This is a genomic window from Streptomyces phaeoluteigriseus (assembly GCF_001896135.2).
Lineage (GTDB): Bacteria > Actinomycetota > Actinomycetes > Streptomycetales > Streptomycetaceae > Streptomyces > Streptomyces phaeoluteigriseus.
This window is the reverse complement of record NZ_MPOH02000006.1, coordinates 103,998-126,382: the sequence shown is the minus strand read 5'-3', so window position 1 is coordinate 126,382 and position 22,385 is coordinate 103,998. Positions and strand designations below refer to the sequence as shown.

At 72.1% G+C, this 22,385-nt stretch carries 14 protein-coding genes and 3 pseudogenes; 10 read left to right on the top strand and 7 right to left on the bottom strand.

The window, feature by feature from the left end; translation table 11 throughout:
* Positions 1-96 precede the first annotated feature (96 nt).
* Positions 97-1,763 (top strand): annotated as a pseudogene (locus BM536_RS06135) (ABC-F family ATP-binding cassette domain-containing protein).
* A 94-nt stretch (positions 1,764-1,857) separates the two neighbouring features.
* Positions 1,858-2,808 carry a phosphotransferase gene (locus BM536_RS06130; protein ID WP_094102638.1) on the top strand — a complete coding sequence of 317 codons (951 nt, stop codon included), beginning with the start codon at positions 1,858-1,860 and terminating at the stop codon, positions 2,806-2,808.
* 452 nt (positions 2,809-3,260) lie between these two features.
* Here BM536_RS06130 and BM536_RS06125 read toward each other — a convergent pair whose 3' ends face one another.
* Positions 3,261-3,527 carry a helix-turn-helix domain-containing protein gene (locus BM536_RS06125; RefSeq protein ID WP_073491692.1) on the bottom strand — a complete coding sequence of 89 codons (267 nt, stop codon included), beginning with the start codon at positions 3,525-3,527 and terminating at the stop codon, positions 3,261-3,263.
* 95 nt (positions 3,528-3,622) lie between these two features.
* On the opposite strand from BM536_RS06125, the gene map reads away from it, so the two are divergent.
* Positions 3,623-4,441, top strand: coding sequence for a type I methionyl aminopeptidase (gene map, locus BM536_RS06120; protein ID WP_073491693.1), 819 nt, complete (start codon positions 3,623-3,625; stop codon positions 4,439-4,441).
* A 642-nt stretch (positions 4,442-5,083) separates the two neighbouring features.
* Here the strand turns inward: map and BM536_RS06115 are convergent.
* Complete coding sequence (locus tag BM536_RS06115) at positions 5,084-5,656, bottom strand: dihydrofolate reductase family protein (RefSeq protein WP_073491694.1); 573 nt, start codon at positions 5,654-5,656, stop codon at positions 5,084-5,086.
* Positions 5,657-6,064: 408 nt separating this feature from the next.
* On the opposite strand from BM536_RS06115, the gene BM536_RS06110 reads away from it, so the two are divergent.
* Both BM536_RS06110 and BM536_RS06105 read left to right on the top strand, forming a co-directional pair.
* The gene (locus BM536_RS06110) at positions 6,065-7,069 is read left to right on the top strand and encodes an ornithine cyclodeaminase family protein (protein WP_211362832.1); all 1,005 of its coding nucleotides are present in this window, start codon (positions 6,065-6,067) and stop codon (positions 7,067-7,069) included.
* Positions 7,066-8,243, top strand: a pseudogene (locus tag BM536_RS06105) (DSD1 family PLP-dependent enzyme). Before BM536_RS06110 ends, BM536_RS06105 begins: the two are co-directional and overlap by 4 nt.
* A gap of 115 nt (positions 8,244-8,358) precedes the next feature.
* Here BM536_RS06105 and BM536_RS06100 read toward each other — a convergent pair.
* The 3 genes from BM536_RS06100 to BM536_RS06090 form a co-directional block, all read right to left on the bottom strand.
* A complete protein-coding gene (locus BM536_RS06100) occupies positions 8,359-8,751 on the bottom strand; it encodes a VOC family protein (protein WP_073491695.1) in 393 nt (130 codons plus the stop codon).
* Positions 8,748-9,050: an ArsR/SmtB family transcription factor gene (locus tag BM536_RS06095; protein WP_211362831.1), complete on the bottom strand. Its 303-nt coding sequence runs from the start codon at positions 9,048-9,050 to the stop codon at positions 8,748-8,750. The genes BM536_RS06100 and BM536_RS06095 overlap by 4 nt, the downstream gene beginning before the upstream one ends.
* Positions 9,051-9,211: 161 nt before the next feature.
* Complete coding sequence (locus tag BM536_RS06090; RefSeq protein WP_073491697.1) at positions 9,212-12,223, bottom strand: 3-keto-alpha-glucoside-1,2-lyase-like domain-containing protein; 3,012 nt, start codon at positions 12,221-12,223, stop codon at positions 9,212-9,214.
* A gap of 421 nt (positions 12,224-12,644) precedes the next feature.
* On the opposite strand from BM536_RS06090, the gene BM536_RS06085 reads away from it, so the two are divergent.
* Positions 12,645-13,559, top strand: a complete 915-nt coding sequence (locus tag BM536_RS06085; RefSeq protein ID WP_094102637.1) for an NAD-dependent protein deacetylase — start codon at positions 12,645-12,647, stop codon at positions 13,557-13,559.
* Between the two features lie 469 nt (positions 13,560-14,028).
* Here the strand turns inward: BM536_RS06085 and BM536_RS06080 are convergent.
* Positions 14,029-14,754, bottom strand: a pseudogene (locus BM536_RS06080) (TerD family protein); the annotation flags it as partial.
* 297 nt (positions 14,755-15,051) lie between these two features.
* Here BM536_RS06080 and BM536_RS06075 point away from each other — a divergent pair.
* The 4 genes from BM536_RS06075 (at position 15,052) to BM536_RS06060 (ending at position 19,768) form a co-directional block, all read left to right on the top strand.
* Positions 15,052-15,483: a DUF6643 family protein gene (locus BM536_RS06075; protein WP_073491268.1), complete on the top strand. Its 432-nt coding sequence runs from the start codon at positions 15,052-15,054 to the stop codon at positions 15,481-15,483.
* 42 nt (positions 15,484-15,525) lie between these two features.
* Positions 15,526-16,350, top strand: coding sequence for an MOSC domain-containing protein (locus BM536_RS06070; protein ID WP_073491269.1), 825 nt, complete (start codon positions 15,526-15,528; stop codon positions 16,348-16,350).
* A gap of 201 nt (positions 16,351-16,551) precedes the next feature.
* The gene (locus BM536_RS06065) at positions 16,552-17,157 is read left to right on the top strand and encodes an Rv1733c family protein (protein ID WP_073491315.1); all 606 of its coding nucleotides are present in this window, start codon (positions 16,552-16,554) and stop codon (positions 17,155-17,157) included.
* A 169-nt stretch (positions 17,158-17,326) separates the two neighbouring features.
* Complete coding sequence (locus BM536_RS06060; RefSeq protein ID WP_073491270.1) at positions 17,327-19,768, top strand: right-handed parallel beta-helix repeat-containing protein; 2,442 nt, start codon at positions 17,327-17,329, stop codon at positions 19,766-19,768.
* Here the strand turns inward: BM536_RS06060 and BM536_RS06055 are convergent.
* Entirely contained in the window at positions 19,765-22,092 is a 2,328-nt protein-coding gene (locus tag BM536_RS06055; protein WP_094102636.1) for a hypothetical protein, read from the bottom strand. The two genes, BM536_RS06060 and BM536_RS06055, sit on opposite strands and share 4 nt — an antisense overlap.
* Between the last annotated feature and the right edge of the window lie 293 nt (positions 22,093-22,385).

Below are 22,385 nucleotides of genomic sequence, written 5' to 3'. Positions count from 1 at the left end.
AGGGCATGGCTTTCCTCTTCTTCGTCTGAGTCCGGGCACGGCCGCTGCCGCCGTTTCTGCTGCCCGTCGCCCCTTCCCGAGCCCAGGGAGAGCCATATGCGCGCCCGCGCCCATACCGCCGTACCCACCGCCGCCGCCGTTTCCGTGGCACAGCTGTCCGTCAAGGACGTCACCAAGTCCTACGGCACCCGGACCGTCCTCGACCAGGCCTCTTTCACCGTCCGTCCGGGCGAGAAGGCCGCCGTCATCGGTGAGAACGGCTCCGGCAAGTCCACCCTGCTGCGGCTGCTCGCCGGCGCCGAGACGCCGGACGCCGGGGAGATCACCGTCCACTTCCCCGGCGGAACCGGATATCTCGCCCAGACCCTCGACCTAGACGCGGACTGCACCGTGCAGGACGCCGTGGACCTCGCCCTCGCCGAACTGCGCGACATGGAGCGCCGGTTGCGGATGGCGGAGAAGTCCCTCGGCGAGGCGGCGGAAGAGGATCTCGCCTCGTACGGCGACCTGCTGATCGCCTACGAGGAACGCGGCGGATACGAGGCGGACTCCCGCGTCGATGCCGCGATGCGGGGGCTCGGGCTCGCCCCGATCACCCGCGACCGCCTGCTCGGCTCGCTGTCCGGCGGCGAGCGGTCCCGGCTCGCGCTTGCCTGCGTCCTGGCCGCCGCCCCCGAACTGCTGCTCCTCGACGAACCGACGAACCACCTCGACGCGGCGGCCGTGCGCTGGCTGGAGGACCACCTGCGCGCACACCGCGGCACCGTCGTCGCGGTCACCCACGACCGCGGCTTCCTGGAGCGCGTCGCCACCACCATCCTCGACGTCGACCGCGATGCGCGCACGGTGTTCCGGTACGGCGACGGCTGGGCCGGCTACCGCACGGCGAGGGCAGCCGCCCGACGCGGCGCGGAGCAGCGGCATGCGGACTGGATCGCGGAGGTGGCCCGCGCGGAGGACCTGCTGGAGGCCGCGGGGAGGCGTCTCGCCACGACCGGACGTGACCCGAAGCAGGGTTTCGGCAAGCACCGCCGCTCGCACGAGGCGAAAATCGGCGGGCAGGTGCGCTCCGTCCGGGAGCGCCTGGCCCAGCTGCGGCGCGACCCGGTGCCGGAGCCGCCGGCACCGCTCCGCTTCACGACGGCGCGTCGTTGGCGGACGGTGGCCCTGCCCAGGGCGGCCCCCTCGCCGAGTACGACGGCGTACGGGTGGGGGAGCGGTTGCGTCTGGACGGGCTTCTCGCGATCGCGCCCGGACAGCGACTGCGGGTCTCGGGCGACAACGGCGCGGGCAAGACGACGCTCCTGCGCGTCCTGGCGGGCGATCTGGAGCCGGACGCGGGCACGGCCCGCCGCCCCGCCCGGATCGGCTACCTCCCGCAGGAACTGCCCGCGCACCGCGCGCGCCCCGGGCGGCTCCCGCTGCTCGCCGCGTTCGCGGCAGGGCGGCCCGGACCGCCGGACGAGTACGCCGAACAGCTCCTGTCCCTGGGCCTGTTCCGCGAGGACGATCTGCGCGTGCCGCTTGCCGCCCTGTCCGTGGGACAGCAGCGCCGGCTGCAGATCGCCCGCCTGGTGACCCGGCCGGCGGATCTCCTCGTCCTCGACGAGCCGACCAACCACATCGCCCTCGACCTGGTCGAGGATCTTCAGGCGGCGCTCGCCACGTACCCGGGGGCGGTGGTCATGGCGTCGCACGACCGCGGCTTCCACGAGGGCTTCGAGGGGGAGCACCTGGAGCTGCGTGCCGGCCGCAGGTGCTGACCCCGTCGGTCCGCCTGCGCCGCGAGCGGCCCGCGCGCCCCACGCCGACCTGCCCGACGGTCCCAATCCGCTGAAACGATGGAGTGATGGAACGATGACCACCTTCCTGACACAGCAACAGCTCGCCGACCGCACCTCCGCCGCCGTCGGCGCGGCAGTCGCGGCGGGGCGCCGGCTCGGCCTGACCGTCACCGACCCCACGGTGCTGCACGACGTCTTCTCCGTCGTCGTCCATCTGGCGCCCTCACCGGTAGTGGCCCGGATTCCCACCGTCCTGCCGCGCCCGGACGACCTGGTCGCCCTCGCGCGCCGCCAGCAGGACGAGCTGGACGTGACCCGTTGGCTCGCCGAACAAGGAGTCCCCGTGATCGCGCCCAGCCCGCTCGTGCCGCACAAGCCTGTGCAGCGCGACGGTTTCTCGATGACGTTCTGGCCGTTCGTCGCGGAGGACCGGGACAAGGAACCCGATTACGTGGCGAACGCCGAGAGCGTGTCCGACCTGCACGCAGCGATGCGCGGCTACCCGGGCCGCCTGGAGTTCCTGTCCACGGCCGAACCGCGGTTCATCGCGGAAAGCCTTGCCCTGCTCGACCGACACTCCGCACTGATCGGTGCGGCCGAGCTGGACCGCGCCCGTCGCGAGTGGCAGACCCTGGAACCCCTCGTGCGCTCACGCTCGGCCTTCGAGGCCCGGTTCCCGGGCGTCGACCTCCAGCCGGTCCACGGCGACTCCCCGCCCGCGAACATCTTCCACGGGGTGGACGGGGACCTCTACGCCGACTTCGAGCTGGTCACGCTGGGCCCCGTCGAGTGGGACCTCGCCGCGCTCGGACCCGAGCACGAATCCGCCTACAACCGCGGCGCGCGGCGCAACGGCACGAGGTCCCTCGACAAGGAGGTCATGGGCTTCGTCAACGCCGTCACGATGCTGCGGGTCGTCGCCACCCTGACGCTGGTCCCGCAGCTGCCCCAGCTGATGGAGTACCTCAGGCCCGCCGTCGACCACTGGCGCACGATGCCCTTCGCGAACGGCATCGACGACTGACAGCACCCCAGTGACTGAGCCTGACGCCCCGCACATCGCTGATGGCGGGGCTGCCGGAAGCAGCGTCGGCGCGCGTGCGCCCGCGGACGTCCCAGCGCAGAGAACACACCGGGGAACACACACCCGTCGGCTCAGCTCACGCAACACCTGGCCGGCCACTTCACGGCCTCCACGACGCCCGGGTCGCCCCGCCCGCTGGGCGACTGCCAGGCAGGCGGTCATCACCTGCCGGTGGTCCGGCAACGCCGTGCCACGCCTGCGCGCTCCTCGGCTTCCAGGTGGGCGGCCACGACCGAGGACGCCCCGGTGATCCTCACGCTGGCGTGAGGTGTACGCCCGTCTTGCGCCCAGGGCGGTGCGTGATGCTCACGCTTCCATGAGGTGTACGCCCGTCTCGTGCCCAGGGCGGGTGCGGCCCGTCGACGACGGCGCCGCACCGCGAAGGGCTACCGCTAGGAGGCCTTGCTCAGCGCAGGATCGGTGCGCCAGACGCTGGCGAGTTCGGACAGCGGCACGCCGAGGACCTCACTGAGCCGGACGATCGTGCCGAACGCGGGCGTAGGCAGCCGACCGGTCTCGATCTTGCGGAGGGTCTCCGGCGAGATCCCTGCCGCCAGGGCCACGTCGACGGGGTTGCGTCCGGCCCGCGCGGAGCGCAACGCGGCCCCGAGTCGTCGACCCGCCTCGATCTGTTCGGGGGCGAGCGGATAGCGAACCATCCGCACATGCTAGAGCGGCAGGTGTTCGACCAGCAACCACTCCCCCCTCTGGTATAAATATACCTGTCGGTCGCCCTGGGGAATCGAGGATCGCAGTGATCGAGCACAAGTCGCCCGAAGACATTCAGCGCATGCACGTCACCGGCCAGTTCGTCGGCCAGGTGCTGGCCGAACTCGCCGACATGGCCGCAGTAGGGGTCAACCTGCTGGATCTGGAGCATCACGCGCGCCGCCGGATCAAGGAACGCGGCGCGGAGTCCTGCTATTGGGACTACGCGCCCTCGTTCGGCAAGGGCCCGTTCCGTAACGTGGTGTGCCTCTCGGTCAACGACGCCGTGCTGCACGGACTGCCCCACAGCTACAAGCTGCGCGACGGGGACCTGCTGACCATGGACATGGCGGTCAGTATCGATGGCTGGGCCGCGGACTCGGCCCACTCCGTCGTCGTCGGCACCCCGGCGGAGGAGGACCTGCGGCTGATCGAGGCCACCGAAGTCGCCCTGGAAGCGGCCATCACGGTCGCCCAGCCGGGCAACAGGCTCGGTGACATCTCGGCGGCCATCGGCTCGGTCGCCGCCGAGTACGGCTACCCGGTCAACCTGGAGTTCGGGGGTCACGGTATCGGTCGCACGATGCATGAGGACCTGCACATTCCCAACGACGGGCGCCCCGGCCGCGGTTGGAAGCTGCGTCCCGGCCTGACGATCGCGATCGAGCCCTGGTTCGCCGCCGGCACCAACAAGATCGTCTTCGACCCGGACGGCTGGACGATCCGCTCGGCCGACGGCTCGCGCACCGCTCATTCCGAGCACACGGTCGCCATCACCGAGACCGGCCCGCTCGTGCTCACCAGGCGCCCTCAGAGCGACAAGGGGCTGGAAGACCGGCAGAAGTCATCGGTGTCCGGCCGCTGACGGCTGGGGAAGCCCAATCCGGGAAACGTGACGACGCACACCACCGTGCTGCCTGGCTCCCCTTCGGATCCCCTTCGGCTCCTCCTCCCACCGGCCCCGGCGACCGGCGGCGCTGCGCGCTCCGCGGGAAGGGGCGGGTGAGCCTGTGGTTGGCCGGCCCCACGGTGTTGGTGCCAGGTGTGGGCAGACCCAGCCCCATCGAGGCGTAGCCGGAGGAGTCCTGCCGTTAGCCGTCCCGCCACCGCGCGTTCTGGCTGTAGGGCACCGGGCGTCCGTTGTTTGGCGGTGAGCCAGGTCGCGGCGCGTTGCAGGGTCTGCTGCCGTGAGCCGGGCGGGGTGGCGGGCGGCTCTCCGTGCACGGGTGCCGGGCAAGCCAGGCCCGCCCGCGCGCATCACCGGCTCCCCCGTTCGACTCCGTCCGGCCCGCTCAGTGCCGCACCCGGAATCGAGCGCAGAGGTCCCCCCTCACGGAAGGCGGAGCGGGGCAGGACGCGTTGTCCGGTGCCGGCGCCCACAGCCGCTGCGGAACCGGGGTACGGGACCGACCGACCACCACGCCGGGCTCCAGCCCCAACCGGCCGCTGGAGTCGGCGCGGAGAGCCTCCGCCGAGCCCGCAGCGGTTCACCGGTGGCGGGGGACCGTCAGCGGACGACGTCGAAGACGTTCTTCTGCAGGCCGTTGGCGTAGGCCTCGTGCTCGACCAGCTTCAGCTTCTGGGTGTCCTTGTCCGAAGTACTGAACAGGCGCTTGCCCGCGCCGAGGAGGAGCGGGAAGACGAGCAGGTGGTAACGGTCGATGAGGCCGGCGTCCGAGAGGCTGTGGTTCAGGGCCGCGCTGCCGTGGACGATGATCGGGCCGCCCTCGGTCTCCTTCAACGCGGCGACCTCGTCGAGGGAGCGCAGGATCGTGGTCTCGCCCCAGTTCGCCACCAGGTCGTCCTCGGTGAGGGTGGTGGAAACGACGTACTTCGGCATCACCTTGTAGTCGGCGAAGTCCTCCATGTCCGGCCACACCGGGCTGAACGCCTCGTAGCTGGTCCGGCCCAGGAGCATCGCGGTGGATTCCTTCTGCTCCCGGTCCTTGATGTCGAAAGCCTCGGGAAGGAACTCGACGTCCTTGAAGGTCCATCCGGAGTTCCGGTAACCGGGCTCGCCGCCCGGGGCCTCCATGACGCCGTCGAGGGAGACGAAGGCGGTGCTGATCAGGGTACGCATCTCGGATTCCTCGGTATCTCGTGACTTGTTCTCAGCGGTTCGGTGGGTGCTCGGTCGACCCGCACTCGCGGCTCTCGCGCAGCAGCCATGATCTCTGACCGAGGATCACCGGGAAACTCATCGCTCCTCACCCACTTTTCCGGCGCGCCTCGCACCAGGCTCGTCCGGTCCGGCGGCCGGGCCGAGCACCGGGGTGACCGTCGTGTTCTCCAGCGGTGGTGTTCGCTCGCTGCCCGACGGGCCCACTGGACAACCACCGGACACTTTTCTAGACTCATAGTCCAAACTTGGAAAATTGATCCAATTCCAGAGGCTGCGTCGACTCCCGGCGACGCCGCGCTGACCATCGTGGACCTGCTCACCGTGTCCCAGGCGACCGTCCACGACCGCACCAGGTGAAGGGCCCTCGTGACCGCCACCGGACCGACCACCGATCCCGCGCCCGATACCTCGTCCGGCCCCGGCCGGCCACCGGCCGCGCGCCGCCTGCTGCACATCACCGAGGAGCGGACCGCCGCGCTCGTGGACGAGGAACTGGCCCTGGAAGCGGCCCGCGCCGCCTTCGCCGCGACGGTGGACGGCACGGTCTTTCCCGGTCTCGCCGTGCACGGATCCGACCCGCGCAACCGGTTCACCCTCAAGCCGTCCGCGTCCCCGACGCACGCCGGGGTGAAGATCGGCAGCTACTGGCCCGGCAACGCGGAGCACGGGCTGCCGCGCCACCACTCCACCCTGCTGCTCCTCGACCAGACGATCGGCAGGATCGCGGCAGTCCTGGAGGTCGGCACCGCGAACGCCTACCGGACCGCCGCGGCCGACGCCCTCGCCGTCGACCTGCTGGCCCGCGCAGACACCACCACCCTGGCGGTCTTCGGCACCGGACACCAGGCGGCGTACGAGGTGCGGGCCGTCAGCCGTGTCCGGCCCATCGGCGAGGTCCTGGTCGTGGGACGCACGGCCGAGCGGGCCGGGCAGATGTCCGCGGCCCTGGCCGCGGAAGGACACCACGCCCGCAGCTCCGGCGCCGAAGAGGCCTGCACCCGTGCCGATGTGATCGTCACCGCCACCAACGCCACGACCGACACCCCGCCGCTGTTCGAGGCCTCGTGGGTCCGCCCCGGCACGCACATCTCCTGCATGGGCGCCGACGCCCCCGGCAAGCGGGAACTCCCGCCCGAACTGTTCGACCGCGCCCGCGTCTTCTGCGACCTGCCCGAGCAGGCCCGCCGTATGGGCGAGAGCCAGCACGCCCCCGCGCGGACGGTCCTCACCCCGCTCGGCGAGGTCCTCACCCACCGCGCCACGGGACGCACCGCCGACAGCGACATCACGGTCTTCGACAGTTCCGGCATCGGCGTGCAGGACCTGTACCTGGGCCTGGCCCTGCTCAAGAAGATGGACATCTCCCTGTGAACATCCCCGCACACGCCCCGAGCCCCGGCACCGCCCCGACCCTGGCCGACCCGGACACCCCCTTCGCCGTCGTCGACGTCCAACGGACGCTGCGCAACATCGAACGGCTGTCGGCCCGAGCCGACCGGCTCGGGGTCGCCCTGCGACCCCACGTGAAGACGGCCAAGAGCCTCGACGTCGCCCGCCTCCTGCACGACGGCACACCCTGCCCGGTCACCGTCTCCACCCTTGCCGAGGCCGAGACGTTCGCCGAGGGCGGCTACACCGACATCACCTACGCCGTCGGGATCGACCCCCACAAGCTCCCGCGCGTCTTCGCGCTGCTGCGCCGCGGGGTGACCCTGCGCGTTCTGCTGGACAGCACCGAGCAGGCCGCATCCGTCGCCGACGCCTCCCGCCGGGCGGGCCTTCCCCTCCCCGCCCAGATCGAGATCGACTGCGACGGCCATCGCGGCGGCCTCAGGCCCGACGCCAACGCGCTGACCGAGATCGGCCGCATCCTGCATGACGCGGGCTGCCTGGACGGCGTGCTGACCCACGCGGGCGAGTCCTACTTCGCCCACTCCGCCGAGGACCGGCGCCTGGCGGCGAGGAACGAACGCGACACCGCCGTCGCCGCCGCCGAGCGGCTGCGCGCGGCCGGCCTGCCCGTGACCACCGTCAGCGTCGGCTCCACCCCCACCGCCCACGCGGCCGAGGACCTCACCGGAGTCACCGAACTGCGCGCCGGGAACTACGTCTTCTTCGACCTGGTGATGGCCGGCATCGGCGTCTGCCACCTCCAGGACCTCGCCCTGTCGGTCGTCGTCACCGTCATCGGCCACCGCCCCGAGCACGGGTGGATCATCACCGACGGCGGCTGGATGGCCATGTCCCGCGACCGCGCACCGCCGTCCAGGCGCAGGACCAGGGCTACGGCCTGGTCACCGATCTGGCCGGCGACCTCCTCCCGGGCCTGGTCATGACGGCCGCGAGCCAGGAACACGGCACCCTCACCGCCCGCGACGGCGTGCAGCTGCCCGACCTGCCCGTCGGCACTCGCCTGCGCATCCTGCCCAACCACGCCTGCGCCACCGCCGCTCAGCACCGCGGCTACCACGTCATCGACGGCACCCTGAGCACGGACACCGCGCCGGCTGTCCAGGCCTTCTGGGAGCGCGTGACCGGCTGGTGACCGACCACGGCATGTCTGCGCCCACGGCCTCGGCAACCTCCTAGCCACCGGCGCAGGTGTCGTCACCCTCGCCCTTCGGCCCGGTGCGGGCCGATCGTTCGCTCCCGCCGCCGCCCTACTGGGGCTCGGTCGCGATCTGGATGAGGTTGCCGCAGGTGTCGTCGAAGACGGCGGTGGTGACGGGGCCCATCTCCAAGGGCTCCTGGGTGAAGCGGACGCCGAGGTCACGTAGGCGCTCGTACTCCGCCGTCACGTCGTCGACGGCGAACTGGGCGAGCGGGATGCCGTCGCCGACGAGGGCGTCGCGGTAGGTCCTGACGGCCGGGTGACCGGCGGGCTCGAGGAGGAGTTCGGTGCCGTCGGCCTCGTCGGGCGAGACGACGGTCAGCCAGCGGTCCTTCTCCCCCACCGGGACGTCGTGCTTCTTCACGAAGCCGAGGACCTCGGTGTAGAAGTGCTCGGCCTCGGCCTGATCGTCGACGAAGACGCTGGTCAGGTGGATCCTCATGGGGTTCTCTCCTGCGGTCCGGATGCGTGGGGCACGACCCAGCGCTCGGCGATCTGCCGCAGCGGTGCCGTGTTCAGGTCGTGGAACTTGTAGCGGCCCTCTCGCCTGGTCTCGACGAGCCCGGCGGCCTCCAGCACGGCGAGGTGCTGGGAGACTCCCTGGCGCGAGATGCCCAGCTGATGTTTCATGCTCAGCCGTGAGCAGATCTCGAACAGGGTCTGCCCGGACTTCTCCGTCAGCTCGTCGAGGATGGTCCGGCGGGTGGGGTCGGCCAGGGCTTTGAAAACGTCGTCGGCCACCACCCCAGCATAGGCAAGCATTCACTTGCCTATCAAGTCGAAGCTCGCCACACCCCGGACCGGCCTGCCGGCCTGCCGGCCTGCCGGTGATGCGGTGACGCGGCCGGCGGCCGGTCGTGCCGCCGACTGCGTCACCGGTGTCGCTGACGCCTACCGGCGGTTCACGTCAGCGGCCGGATGTGGATGTTGCGGAAGCGCACCTTGTTGCCGTGGTCCTGCAATCGGATCGCTCCTGCCGCAGGGGTCTCGGACCGGCCCGAGGCGGTGGGGCCGTCGAGGGCGATGTCGTCGTGCACCTTCGTGCCGTTCCACACGACCGTCAGCCGCGCGTCGGCGGTCTTGTGCCCTTCGGCGTCGTAGCGGGCGGCGCGGAAGACGATGTCGTACGTCTGCCAGGTCTCCGGTGCCGCTGCCGCGTTGACGTCGGGCGGCTTCTTCAGGTAGATCGCCCCCGCCTCGTTGGTGTCCGGCGAGGTGTCACCGTAGGAGTCGAGGATCTGCAGCTCGTAGCGGTCCTGGAGGAAGACGCCGCTGTTGCCGCGGTCCTGTCCGGTCACGTCCGGGGGCAGGAGCGGGACGCGGAACTCGATGTGGAGGGCGAAGTCCTGGTAGGCGTCCTTCGTCCGGATGTCACCGCAGCACACCTCCATCGAAGCCTCGTCGGTGAGGGGCCAGGCCACTCGCCGTCCGTCCGTGTGCTGCCACTGGGCCTGCGAGGCGGCGGTGCCGTCGAAGAGGGGGACGGCGGCACCCTGCGGGTGCACGGTGATCAGGTCGAGGTTGACGTGTCCGGTGTCGCCTGGGTCGTACCGGTAGGAGACCGTGTTGAGTCCGGCCCGCAGGGTAAGGCGTTCCGTCCGGGTGGACCAGGTGTCCCAGTCCCCGGTGGACGCGAGCTGCGTCTGCCGCACCTTCTCCCCGTTGGCGTACAGGGAGAGGGACTTGGTCCCCTGGAACGGGTTCGGGCCGTTGGAGTAGCGCAGGTTCACGTCGTAGGTGCCCGACTTCGGGACCGTGACGTCGAACGTCGTGGCCACCTCGCCCTCGGTGGCGTAGCGGTCGACGAAGCCGCTGCCGGAGTAGCCGGTGTGGTCGGTGTTGATGCCGGCCCTGCCGGTGAGTCGGGCTTCCTCGGCCTCGTAGAGGGTGGCGGGAGGCGGCTGCTTGCCGGGCATCGTGTTGAGCGTGTACCAGGCTTCGGTGCTCCACAGCGTCTCGCCCGAGGCGGAGGCGAAGGGGCGCGGGGAGCGAACGTGCACCACGTGGCCTGGCTCGAGGCCGTCCAGGCGGAGCCGGACGGTGCGGCCGTCCTCGGAGAGGGTCGCCGAGCGTACGGAGAGCTGCTGTTCGGCGATCTTCGGTCCGCCGTAGTCCGCCGTCGGCGTGTAGCGCCACTGTTCGGCACGGTAGCGGCCGGCGAGGTCTTCGGCGGTCTCGGCGGACACCGGCTGGGTGTACGTCAGGTCGAAGCCGCCCGGTACGGCCCGCATGGTCTGGATGTCGAAGGTGTTGCCGCCGTTGGGTGTCAGCTTCTGCAGGCCGAACCTGAGCTTGCCCTCCTGGCCCCAGTTGCCGTCGGCACCCAGGCCACCGGCGTAGATCGCTCCGTCCGGGCCCACGGTGAGGCGGTTGACCCCGGCCTCCAGGCCCTGGGTGTAGCGGAAGACGGCGCCCTGGTACTCACCCTTGACCTTCTCCAGGTAGGCCCGCTGCAGCCCTCCGTAGGTGACATCACCGATCAGAAGCTGACCGGCGAACCGGCCTTCCGTCAGGTGGAGGGGCGTGGACGGGGAGTTGGCGATCTCGTTCTGGGGAAGCCACAGCACCGGCTGGGTGACGGGGGCGTCCTCGAAGGGGTCGGAGGGCTCGGTGTAGTGGTTGAAGAAGCGGCCCTGCTTGATCTGGACCAGCTTCGACGAGGGCAGCCATCCGCCCTGGTTGTCCGTGGTGAACAGACCGCCGCCGGGGCCCCAGCCGATCCCGTTGGGCGTGCGGAGGCCTCCCGCGACGGGGCTGATCCGGCCCGTCTCCCTGCTCACCTTGTAGGTGGTCCCGCGGCCGGGTGCCGGCTGTGGCGTGGTGGTAGCACCGCCGAGGTCGATGGCGACGGAGAGGTTCACGTAGAAGTAGCCGTCCCGGTACAGCAGGCCGAACGCGAACTCGTGGAAGTTCCCTCCGTACGGCCAGGTGGCGACCGTGCGGTACTCGTCGGTCACCTCGTCTCCGTCCCGGTCGACCAGCCGGGTCAGTTCGTGTTTCTGCGAGACGTAGAGGGCGCCGTCGACGTACTTGATGCCCATGGGTTCGCGCAGCCCGCTCGCCACCTTCTTCACGGTGACCTTCTCGCGGCTTGTGGCGCCGGTGACGTGATCGAGCAGGTACACCTCTCCGGCGACGTTGCCGCTGCCGCCCCACGTGCTGATGGCGAGGCGTCCGTCGGGCAGCCAGTCCATGCCACTGACCTGCGGCTGGAACCCTTCGGGGCGCAGGTCGGTGAGGGTGAGGTCGGGGCGGACGGAGGTGAGCGGGAGGCCGTCGCCCGGGGTGTCGCCGCTCGCCTCGCACTCCTTGCGCCCCGGTGCCGTCACCCGGACGACACCGGCGTCGGTGCTGAGTGCCTCGCGCGGCACGACGGTGAAGTCGTCGGCGCCCGGCGGTTTCCACGAGAGCTGCAGCCGCTGCCCGCCGTCGCGCTCGAAGTGGTCGATCCGCAAGGGGTGCGACCCGGCGGTGAGGTGGACGGTGCCGTCCTTCGGTTCGGCGCCGTGGAGTCCGTCGTGGTCGATCACGGTGGCGTTGTCGAGGGCCAGCCGCGAGCCGTCGTCGCTGGTGAGCCGGAACACGTACGACCCCTCGCGCGGGGCGACCAGGTAACCGGTGGCCTCCGTGACGAAGTGGTCGTCGAACCCTCCGAAGTCGGTGGTCGTGGACCAGTCGATCGTCGGCATGAGCCTGTCGTGGTTGGGGGTCTGTCCCGGTTTGAGAGTGCAGAGTTCGTTGAGCGGTGTCTGCACGTCGTACACGCGCAGGGTGACTCCCGGCTCCTGTTCGGGGATGTCGGCCGGCACGGTGACGGCGGCCGCCGGGGCGCCCAGGGCGCCGCCCGCCAGGACGGCCGACGTCAGCAGCGGGATGAGGAGTCTTCGGGCCCGGGGAAACAGGCGTTGGCGCATTGGTCCTCCTGCACTGGGGACCGGACCGTGCCGGATGTCGCTCCGGTCTTCCGCGGTATGGGCTGCGGGTACCGCCGCAAAGCTAAGGGGCTTCTGCTTGTCATGTCCATACTTTGTCATCGATGAGGTCAAAGTCCTCCGCGGCGGCGGGCCGCGCCGGAGGCCCTGCGGGGCGGTGGATGGGCCGGTGCGTCGCTGCGGGGTGCGAGGACCGATCAACTTGCCACGTGCACCGGTGTGTTGGGTCGGTGGCTCTGGCGCGCTGATGAGGGAGGCGTCGATCGGGGCGGTGATCCGACGAGCGGTCGGCGGGACGGTTCGAGCCCTTCGTGGGCACGGGCGAGAAGTCGGGACGCCCCGCTGCCGCCGCTCGCAAGCGCGCTGAGAGGGGTGGCGGCAGGCGGTTCCGTACCCTGGTGGCATGCGGATGCGCCCCACCCTGAGCTGGACCCCTGCCGAGGACCTGCCGCCGGGCACCACGGATCTGGAGCCGGTCGTCGATGCGCTGAGCACGGGCGGTGTGCTGGTGCTCAGCGGGGCGGGCATCTCCACGGAGTCGGGCATCCCCGACTACCGGGGCGAGGGCGGGAGCCTGAGCCGGCACACCCCGATGACCTACCAGGACTTCACCGCCAGTGCCCAGGCCCGGCGCCGGTACTGGGCGCGCAGCCACCTCGGCTGGCGCACCTTCGGCCGCGCCCGCCCCAACGCCGGACACCGGGCGGTGGCCGCGTTCGGGCGGCACGGCCTGCTCTCGGGCACGATCACCCAGAACGTCGACGGCCTGCACGACGCCGCGGGCAGCGAGGGCGTCGTGGAACTGCACGGAAGCCTGGCCCGGGTCGTCTGCCTCTCCTGCGGCGCCTTCACCCCGCGTGGAGAACTCGCCCGACGGCTGGCGCAGGCCAATGCGGGTTACGAGCCGGTGGCCGCCGGAATCAACCCGGACGGCGACGCCGACCTCACCGACGAGCAGGTCGGGGACTTTCGCGTGGTGTCCTGCACGGCCTGCGACGGCATCCTCAAACCGGACGTGGTGTTCTTCGGCGAGGCCGTTCCGCCGCCGCGGGTCGAACACTGCCGCGACTTGGTCCGGGAGGCCACCTCACTACTGGTCCTGGGCTCCTCGCTGACGGTGATGTCCGGGCTCCGGTTCGTCCGCCAGGCCGCCCAGGCGGGCAAACCCGTGCTGATCGTCAACCGGGACCCGACCCGGGGCGACCCGCACGCGGTCACCCGGGTCGCGCTCCCGCTGGGAGAGGCCCTCGCCACGGTGGCCGGCCGGCTCGGCATCGCTGTCCACGACGAGGTGGCGGCCACGCGGGACGGCGCTTGAGCGCCACACCGAGGCTCCTGGTCATCCGTACGTCTCGACTCGCCGAGGCACCGACGCCGGTCCACGGATCACGCCGGCCCCGACGTGCGCGGCCGAGGATCCACGGTCACTCGTCGAGGCACACATGGCGCAGGGAGTCGTACGGCGTTCACGACCGCGTTGGCGGGTGAGCAGGGGTTCGCCCAGCACGGGCCCCTCCGACCGCGTCTTCGTGTCCTACGCGGTGCCGCCCGCCCCGGTCGTCCTCGTCGGGCGACTGCAACTGGCCCCGGCGGGGGGGGCCGCTGGTACACGTCGCCGTCGTGTCTCCGTCCTGGTCCGCGCGCACTCGCCGTCGTCGAGCGCACCGCCGACGGCCACCCCCTCGCTGAGTCGGCAGCGGTGGATTTCACCCGCAGAGCAGGGCAGGGCAGGGCAGGGCGTGGAACGGATCTTCCTCACCGGCGAGTTCCGCGAGCCGACCGCCACCGGCCGGGGCATCCGGACACGGGCGGAACATGCCTGCCCCGCCCGCGGACACCGAGCGTGGCGGGCCCGGCCCGGCCCGGCCGGCCCGGCTCGGCTGGCCCGGCTCGGCCCGGCTCGGCCCGGCTCGGCGGGGGGCACGGTGGCCGGGGAAGGACGGCACGGCGGGCGGTGCCGGCGGGGGGCGGGCGGTGCGGGTGGCCGATCGCTGCGGTTCGTCGACCGTGATGCCGTAGTCGGTGGCCAGCCCCTCCAGGCCGCTGTCGTAGCCCTGGCCGACGGCGCGGAACTTCCAGGCACCCTGGCGGCGGTAGAACTCGCCCAGTACGAACGCCGTCTCGACGGTCGCGCCGGTGGCGTCGTACCGGGCCACCACGGTGTTCGCTCCCGCGTCCCTTACTTCGACGGCGAGGTCGGGCACCTGGCCGAAGGTGCCGCCGTCCGCCGAGGCGGCCAGGACGACGGTCTCGATCGCGGGCTCCACGCGCGCGAGGTCGACGACCAGGGTGTCGGTCACCCTGCCGCCCGTGTCCCGCTTGCCCTCGTGGCGGACCGCGCCGGAGGAGTGCCCCGGCTGGTTGTAGAACACGAAGTCGGCGTCGGAACGGACCTTCCCGCCGACCAGCAGCAGGGCCGAGGCGTCCGCGTCGGGGACACCCGGTCCCGACCGGCGGCCCACCTCGACCCGGAGCGCCGTCGTCGGCACCGGAACATTGGACCCCTTCGGCATGGACATGTCCGCCCCATTCACCTGTGACCGGCCGGACCGCAGACTCCGGCACCCTTCGGGTTGTCTACTCGTCAACCTATTCGCCCGGACCGCGAACTCCCATCCATGGCGCCGGAAGATCCCTGTCCAACCGCCGGTAACCCCCTGGGAACTCGGCCTTTACACGATCAGAACCACGATTGCCGCCCCTTTTTGCCAAGTTCGCTCACATTGGGTATCCGGAGTCATCGCCGACACGGAAAACAACCCTCTTATCGGTCTCCCCAACCAGCACATCGTGGGCTTAACTTATGTGCCATGACCTCCCCCCGCTCCACCTATGGCGGCGGCTACTACTCCGCCTCCTTCCCGGACACCCCGATCTACGACTCGCTCGTGGCCGAGCGGGGCACCCCGCAGATCGCCCCGATCCGGGTCCCCGCCGCCTACGACACGGGCGCCAACCTGCCCGCGTTGCAGTCGGCGCTCCCCGCCCTCCCGGCGGCCCCGTCCCCCTACGCCTACGGCTACCCGCAGGCGCAGCAGCCCGCCCCGCTCCAGCAGGCGCCGGCCGCGTACATCCCGCCGCAGGCCACCGCGCCGCGCGGCTACCCCGGCCCGCAGATGCAGCAGCAGCCGCGCCCGGCCGCTCCCGGCACGGGGTACGACGCGATGCGCCCCGCGGCTCCCCGGCCTCCCGCGCCCCAGTACCAGGACCCGTACAACAACCAGCAGTACCGCGGCTACTGAGCCGACCCGGGGACAGTCGCTGCCACCTGGCAGGATGAGGCCATGGGGAATGCGGAGCTGCTGTCGATCCACGTCCATCCGGTCAAGGCGTTCCGGGGCCAGTCGCCACGGGAGGCCGTGGTGGAGCCCTGGGGGCTGACCGGAGACCGACGCTGGGCGCTGATCGACGACGGGGGAAAGGTCGTCACGCAACGTCAGCAGCCGCGCCTCGCGCGTGCCGCCGCCGAGCTTCTGCCCGGCGGCGGCGTCCGTCTGTCCGCACCCGGTCTGGAGCCGCTGACCGTCTCCGTGCCGCAGCCGATAGGCACGGTGTCGCTGGAGATCTTCCGCGACAAGGTCGAGGGCGTGCTCGCCGACGATTCCGCGCACGCCTGGTGCAGCGCGTACCTCGGCACGGACGTGCGCCTGGTGCACATGGACGACCCGGCCACGCGCCGCCCCGTCGATCCCGAGTACGCACTGCCCGGAGAGACCGTCACGTTCGCCGACGGGTATCCGCTGCTGGTCACCGCCGTCGCCTCGCTCGACGCCCTCAACTCGCTCATCGCGCGGGGTGAGCACGCCGCGGAGGGACCGATGCCGATGAACCGCTTCCGGCCCAACCTGGTCGTGGCCGGCACGGAACCATGGGCCGAGGACGGCTGGTCGCGCCTCACCCTCGGCGAGGTGGACTTCCGGGTCGCCAAGACGTGCGGCCGCTGCGTGGTCACCACGACCGACCAGACCACCGCGGAACGCGGCAGGGAACCCCTCCACACACTGGGCCGACACCGCAGGCTGGGCGGCAAGCTGGTCTTCGGCCAGAACCTGGTGCCCCTCTCCCGCGGCACCGTCCGGGTCGGCGACCAGGTCAGGATCGTCGGCTAGTCAGCACGTCACACCCGGTTTCCGGCCGGGTCACCCGGTCCGCGCCACAGTGGGAACCTCCGCCCGATCTGCGGCCGTTGTGCCTTTCGTGAGCCGTTCACGAGAGGACCGGCCGCGGGTGATGTGGCTCTCTCTTCGCCCGGACCCGCGCCTGAACGGCTCCATGGGGGGTTATCACGGAGCGGGAAGGGGGTGCGGGTGGTGGGAGCGATCGGTGGACTCTGGCGCTGGCGGCACAATCCGCTGCGTCGTACGACGGATCTGGTCGAGGCCTGGGTGGCGCTGACGGCCCTGCTCCTGATCCTGCTCGTGGCACCCGTCCTCGGCTCGATCGTCGGCGCACTCACCCAGGACACGTTGCAGCAGGCCGTCCGCGAGCAGCGCCACTCCCGCCACCAGGTCACGGCGACCGTGGTGCGCGAGCTGGAGGGCGCACTGCTGGATGCGGACCCCGAGACCGCCACCGGGCGGGAGAGCCGTACCCGCGTCCTCGCCGACTGGACCGCTCCCGACGGCACCCCGCGGCACGGCACGGTCCTCGCCGGCCTCAGGTCCGCCCACCGCGGCGACCACTTCCCGCTGTGGACGGACACGCACGGCCGTCCGGTGACCCGCCCCCTGGACTCCGCCACCGCGACCACCCACGCCGTCCTCGCCGGAATCGGTGCGGCACTGCTCACCGCGGGTCTCGTCGAGGGTGTCCGAAGACTCGTCGTCCGGCGCATGGTCCGCCGCCGTTACGCCCGTTGGGACCAGGCCTGGGACCGCGCGGGTCCGGACTGGGGCCGCACCGGCACCGGCAGCTGACAGCCTTCCGTCTCTGGTCAACCCACCGCCCGCGCGCACGCTACGGTGGACCGGCCGAGCATTCGGCATCGACCCGCGCGCGAGGGAGCCGTAGGGGTGCGACACGGCTTGCGCGCCCCGCAGACGACCGAGTGATCAGCACAGACCGAGGTGGGGGCACAGCAACGCCATGGCACAGGGCACGGTCCAGGTGACGCACACCGGTACATCGAGGTGGCGGCGCCGCACGGGTGAGTACGCGTCGCTCGCCGCCGCCCTGGAGGCCGCGGCCGAGGGCGACGTCCTCACCATCGCCCCGGGCACCTACCGGGAGAACCTCGTCGTACAGCGTGCGGTGACCCTGCGCGGCCCCGAGGGATCCCCCGGTTCCGTACGCATCGCGCCCCTGGACGGCGTGCCGTTGACCGTGCGGGCCTCGGCCGTGGTGCAGGACCTGCACGTGGAGGGTCAGGACGCGGCGGCACCCGCGGTGCTCGTCGAGGAGGGCACGCCGGAACTGCTGGACCTGCGCGTCGTCACCCGGTCCGCGGCCGGCATCGAGGTGCGCGGCGGCGCGCGGCCGACGGTCCGGCGGTGCACCGTCGACAACCCCGCGGGCATCGGCATCGCCGTGGTCGACGGCGGCGGCGGAGTCTTCGAGGAGTGCGAGGTCGTCGCCGCCGGACAGGCGGGCGTCGCCGTGCGCGGAGGCGGCCACCCGCGGCTGGAGCGCTGCCGGGTGCACCACACCTCCGGGGCCGGCCTGAGCGCGACCGGCGAGAACTCCGCGCTGGAGGCGGTGGGGTGTGAGGTCTACGAGGTCCGGGGCAGCGGCGTGCAGATCACCGCACGCGCCACCGCGCACCTCACCGACTGCGATGTGCACCGCACCACCGCCGACGGTGTCACGCTCGACACGGACGCCGTACTGACCCTGGCCGACTGCCGTATCCACGACATCCCGGAGAACGCGGTCGATCTGCGCTCGCGCTCCGTCCTGACGCTGACGCGGACGACGGTCCGTCAGTTCGGGCGCAACGGCCTGTCGGTGTGGGACCCGGGCACCAGGGTCGACGCCAACCAGTGCGAGATCTTCGACAGCACCGGCGACTATCCGGCCGTCTGGGTCAGCGACGGCGCCACCGTGGTCCTCGACTCCTGCCGGGTGCACGACGTGCCGGACGCCCTGTTCGTCCTCGACCGCGGCTCGCGCGCGGACGTCGTCGACAGCGACCTCTTCCAAGTACGCAACACGGCCGTGTCGGTGAGCGACGGCGCGACCGCCCAGCTCGACGACTGCCGGATCCGGGACGCGGCGACCGGCGCCTGGTTCCGCGACCACGGCAGCGGCGGCACCCTCAACAACTGCACCGTGGACGCCACCCAGACCGGCGTGATCGTCACCAAGGGCGCCGACCCCACCGTGGAGCGCTGCACCGTCGACTCCCCCGCCGAGGCGGGCTTCTACGTGTCGGCCGGCGGCCGCGGCAGCTTCCTGAACTGCCGGGTCACCAACAGCGGCGGCTACGGCTTCCACGTCATAGACGGCTGCCGTACGACGCTGCGCAAGTGCCGGACCGAGCGCTGCGCGCGCCGCGGGTACGAGTTCGCGGACGCAGGCGCGGACGCCGCGGCCGGTTCGGGACCGGTGGTCGAGGACTGCACGAGCGACGAGAGCGCAGGCGTACCGACACCGGGCGCGCGGGAGACTGCCGTGGAGGCGGCGCCTCCCTCGCCGGGGCTCCTCGGCGCGCTCCCCCAGCAGCGTGCCACCGCGCCGGAGGCGCGGCCCGCCGCGGCCGAGCCCGAGCGGCAGGCGCGTACCCCCAAGGACGTCATGGGCGAACTCGACGCCCTGGTCGGCCTGGAGAGCGTCAAGCGCGAGGTGCGGGCGCTCACCGACATGATCGAGGTGGGCCGGCGCCGGCAGCAGGCCGGCCTCAAGGCGGCGTCGGTCAAGCGGCATCTGGTCTTCACCGGTTCCCCCGGCACCGGCAAGACGACGGTCGCCCGTCTCTACGGCGAGATCCTCGCCGCGCTGCACGTGCTGGAGCAGGGCCATCTCGTCGAGGTGTCGCGCGTCGACCTGGTCGGCGAGCACATCGGATCCACCGCGATCCGCACCCAGGAGGCGTTCGAACGGGCGCGTGGCGGTGTGCTGTTCATCGACGAGGCGTACGCGCTCTCCCCGGAGGACGCCGGGCGCGATTTCGGCAAGGAGGCCATCGACACGCTCGTGAAGCTGATGGAGGACCACCGCGACGCCGTGGTGGTGATCGTCGCCGGTTACACGGCCGAGATGGAGCGGTTCCTGTCGGTCAACCCCGGTGTGGCGTCCCGCTTCTCCCGGACCATCACCTTCGGCGACTACGGCCCCGACGAACTGCTGCGGATCGTCGAGCAGCAGGCCGAGGAGCACGAGTACCGGCTGGCGCCGGGGACCGCGGAGGCGCTCCTGAAGTACTTCACGGAGATCCCCAAGGGCGCCGCCTTCGGCAACGGCCGTACCGCCCGCCAGACCTTCGAGGCGATGGTGGAACGCCACGCGAGCCGCGTCGCCCACGTCCCGGACCCGAGCACGGACGACCTGACCCTCCTGTACGCGGAGGACCTGCCCGAGCTGCCAAACTAGCCGTCCGCCCGCGCGCGCTGCGCCGGTAGCTTTTGGTGCAGGCGGGACAGCAGGCGTTCGCGTTCCTCCGCGAAGGCCGGGTCCGCCTGGTAGTCGGAGTGGCCGAGGATCGGCGAGGGCAGGGGGTGCGCCTCGGTGCGGCCGTAGGCCAGCGGGTCCGCGAGGGCGGCTCGGTCGACCTCGGGACCGCAGTCGTCGCCGGCCAGCCGGACCGGGCCGCCGATGGGGTCGGTGGGGCGGTGGAGGTTGCGCCAGCAGTCGATGTCCTCGTGCAGGGCGTGCAGCGCCGCCGGACCGAAGTGGGCCGGGAACCAGCGGCCGTAGAGGCGCTCGAGCGGGGAGCCGTAGGTGAGGAGGGCGACGCGGCTGCGGTCGGCGGGGCTGAGCTGCCAGGCCGCTGCGGCGGCGAGGACGCTGCCCTGGGAGTGGCCGGAGATCACCAGGCGTCCGCCGGTGGCGCGGGTCCAGGTGGCCATGCGCCAGGTCAGGTCGGGCACCGCGCGCTCGGCGTAGCAGGGCGGGGAGAAGGGGTGCGCGGCGCGCGGCCAGAAGGTGCCGACGTCCCAGAGGATGCCGATGGTCCGCCGCGCGGAGGCGTCCTTGTAGGCGCGCCGGCCCCAGGTGACGAAGAGTATGAAGCCGAGCCCGATCAGCCAGGAGCCGAGTGCCTGACCGGTCTGGGCGGCGCCGTGGACGAAGGGGTGGGCGTCCTCGGCGGCCCGGTCGGGGGTCCTGCCGGTGGCGAAGGCGCCGACGAGCGCGCCGGCGCCGAGCAGCAGGGTCGCCGCGGAGGTGACGGCGACCAGGAGCGGGGCCCGGTCGGTGAGCGTGGCCATGGCGCGGGCGCGGGCGATGCGCTGGGTGCGCGCCGGGTCCCCGGGGTCGACGCCGTACTCGTGGGCCACCGCGACACGCTCGGCGCGGGCCAGCCGCAGGGCTCCGCGGGCGAGCAGCCCGCACAGGGCGAGCAGAACGACCAGCAGCGCCGGGAGTACGGACGCCTGCCAGGTCAGCAGTACCGGCGGTCCGGGGAGGTAGGTCCCGGTGCCGTCCAGCCAGTCGGAGACGCGCTGGGACACCCCGCCGGACATCACGCCGCCGAGGGCGCAGGCGAGCATCGCGACGGCGGGCCCGCCCAGGCCGTGCAGGGCGGCCCGCCCGCCGGGATCGCTCCCGGAGCCGCGGTACAGGGCCGAGGCGACGACGGCGAGGACGACGACCAGCGCGCCCTGGAGGAGGGCGATGCCGCCGAAGGTCACATCTCCCGGGAGCCGGCCGGCCGACCGCCACTCGGGACGCTCCCACCCGGCGTACACGAAGGTGAGGGCGAGCAGGGCGAGGGCGGCCAGGGGCAGGCGCCGTACGAGGTGGGCGTCGACGCGGCGGTCGAGGCGGTGTTCGCTGCGGCCCCGGCGGCACACGACCCAGACCGTGGCGAACGCGCCGGCGGCGAGGGCGGCCTCCATGAGCCAGCCGAGGCCGTCGAGCAGGGCTGGACCGCCGGGCCTGCGGTCCTCGCGCGCGGCGGCGGTGCCGACGGCGGCGGCGACGGTGAGCAGGCCGGCCGCGGTGTGGGCCGCGCGGAGCCGGGCGACCAGGCGGCGCCCGTACCAGAAGCCGGGGCGGCCGAGGGCGGTGTGGCCGAGCGCGTCCTCCGGTTCCGTCCTGCCGTGCGGCGGCTCCTGGGACTCGTACGCCCGCCAGGTGCGGTGGGACAGGTACCAGAGCAGGACGGTGAGGGCGGTCGGGACGACGGCCGCGAGGGCGAGGCGGCGGCCGGGCAGGCTCCACCAGCCGCCGTCGGACACCGCCGGTGACAGGAAGCCCAGCCAGGAGTGCCGTTCGGCGCACGCGCGCGTGCCCGCGCACTGCCAGGCCGTCAGGTCCAGGGCGACCTCGCAGGCGGCGGCGACGAGCAGCACGGTCAGGGTCAGGCCGGTGAGGCGCACCAGCAGCCCGTACAGGCGGACCGTGCGGGTGCGCTCCCGGGCGGCGGGACGCATCCAGTGGGCGAGGTTGACGACCATGAACGGCAGCAGCAGGAGCCACAGGGCGCGGGTTCCGTTGCCGGAGGTGAGGTTGCACCAGACGTAGGCCTCGGGGACCGGCCGGTCCGCCGGGCCGCCGGCCGCCGCGTCCGCCGTCTCGGCGTCCACGTCGTCCTCGCGCCGGTATACGGCGGCCGTGTCGTCGCCGGTGATCCGCACCGTGCGCGGATCGTTGAGCATCTTCTCGGGCGTGGCTCCGCCCACGCCGTGGACCAGGAGTTCCAGGGCGGCTCCGGCCGCCGGGTCGCTGTGGGCTCGCTTCCGCGCACGTTCCACTGTTCTGCCACTTCCCCCGTGACGCGCTGTCGCTCTGTGTGCGTGCGGCACCAGGATCGCCGCTGCGCGGTGTGCGCACACCCGTTGTCACCGAATCTCCCCCGTTCCGTGTGAGGAACGGGACCGTCGGGTGTCGTCGGCGTGGCATGTGCGCGACGGGCAGGTGGTGGCACGGCCGGTGGTGGCCCGTGCGAGGATGGGACGCCCGCGCCGCCGCCGACCGGCAGAATGTCCATGTCGTGGCAGGTGCGCGGGCGTGTCGGACGGAGTGGATCGGCTTGAGTCGAGAGGAC

Bases quoted from the DNA above. Each gene is read 5' to 3' on its own strand.
- BM536_RS06125 (WP_073491692.1), bottom strand. From the start codon at position 3,527: ATGGTTCGCTATCCGCTCGCCCCCGAACAGATCGAGGCGGGTCGACGA.
- BM536_RS06130 (WP_094102638.1), top strand. From the start codon at position 1,858: ATGACCACCTTCCTGACACAGCAACAGCTCGCCGACCGCACCTCCGCC.
- BM536_RS06090 (WP_073491697.1), bottom strand. From the start codon at position 12,223: ATGCGCCAACGCCTGTTTCCCCGGGCCCGAAGACTCCTCATCCCGCTG.
- BM536_RS06060 (WP_073491270.1), top strand. From the start codon at position 17,327: ATGGCACAGGGCACGGTCCAGGTGACGCACACCGGTACATCGAGGTGG.
- BM536_RS06075 (WP_073491268.1), top strand. From the start codon at position 15,052: ATGACCTCCCCCCGCTCCACCTATGGCGGCGGCTACTACTCCGCCTCC.
- BM536_RS06115 (WP_073491694.1), bottom strand. From the start codon at position 5,656: ATGCGTACCCTGATCAGCACCGCCTTCGTCTCCCTCGACGGCGTCATG.
- BM536_RS06085 (WP_094102637.1), top strand. From the start codon at position 12,645: ATGCGGATGCGCCCCACCCTGAGCTGGACCCCTGCCGAGGACCTGCCG.
- BM536_RS06070 (WP_073491269.1), top strand. From the start codon at position 15,526: ATGGGGAATGCGGAGCTGCTGTCGATCCACGTCCATCCGGTCAAGGCG.
- BM536_RS06100 (WP_073491695.1), bottom strand. From the start codon at position 8,751: ATGAGGATCCACCTGACCAGCGTCTTCGTCGACGATCAGGCCGAGGCC.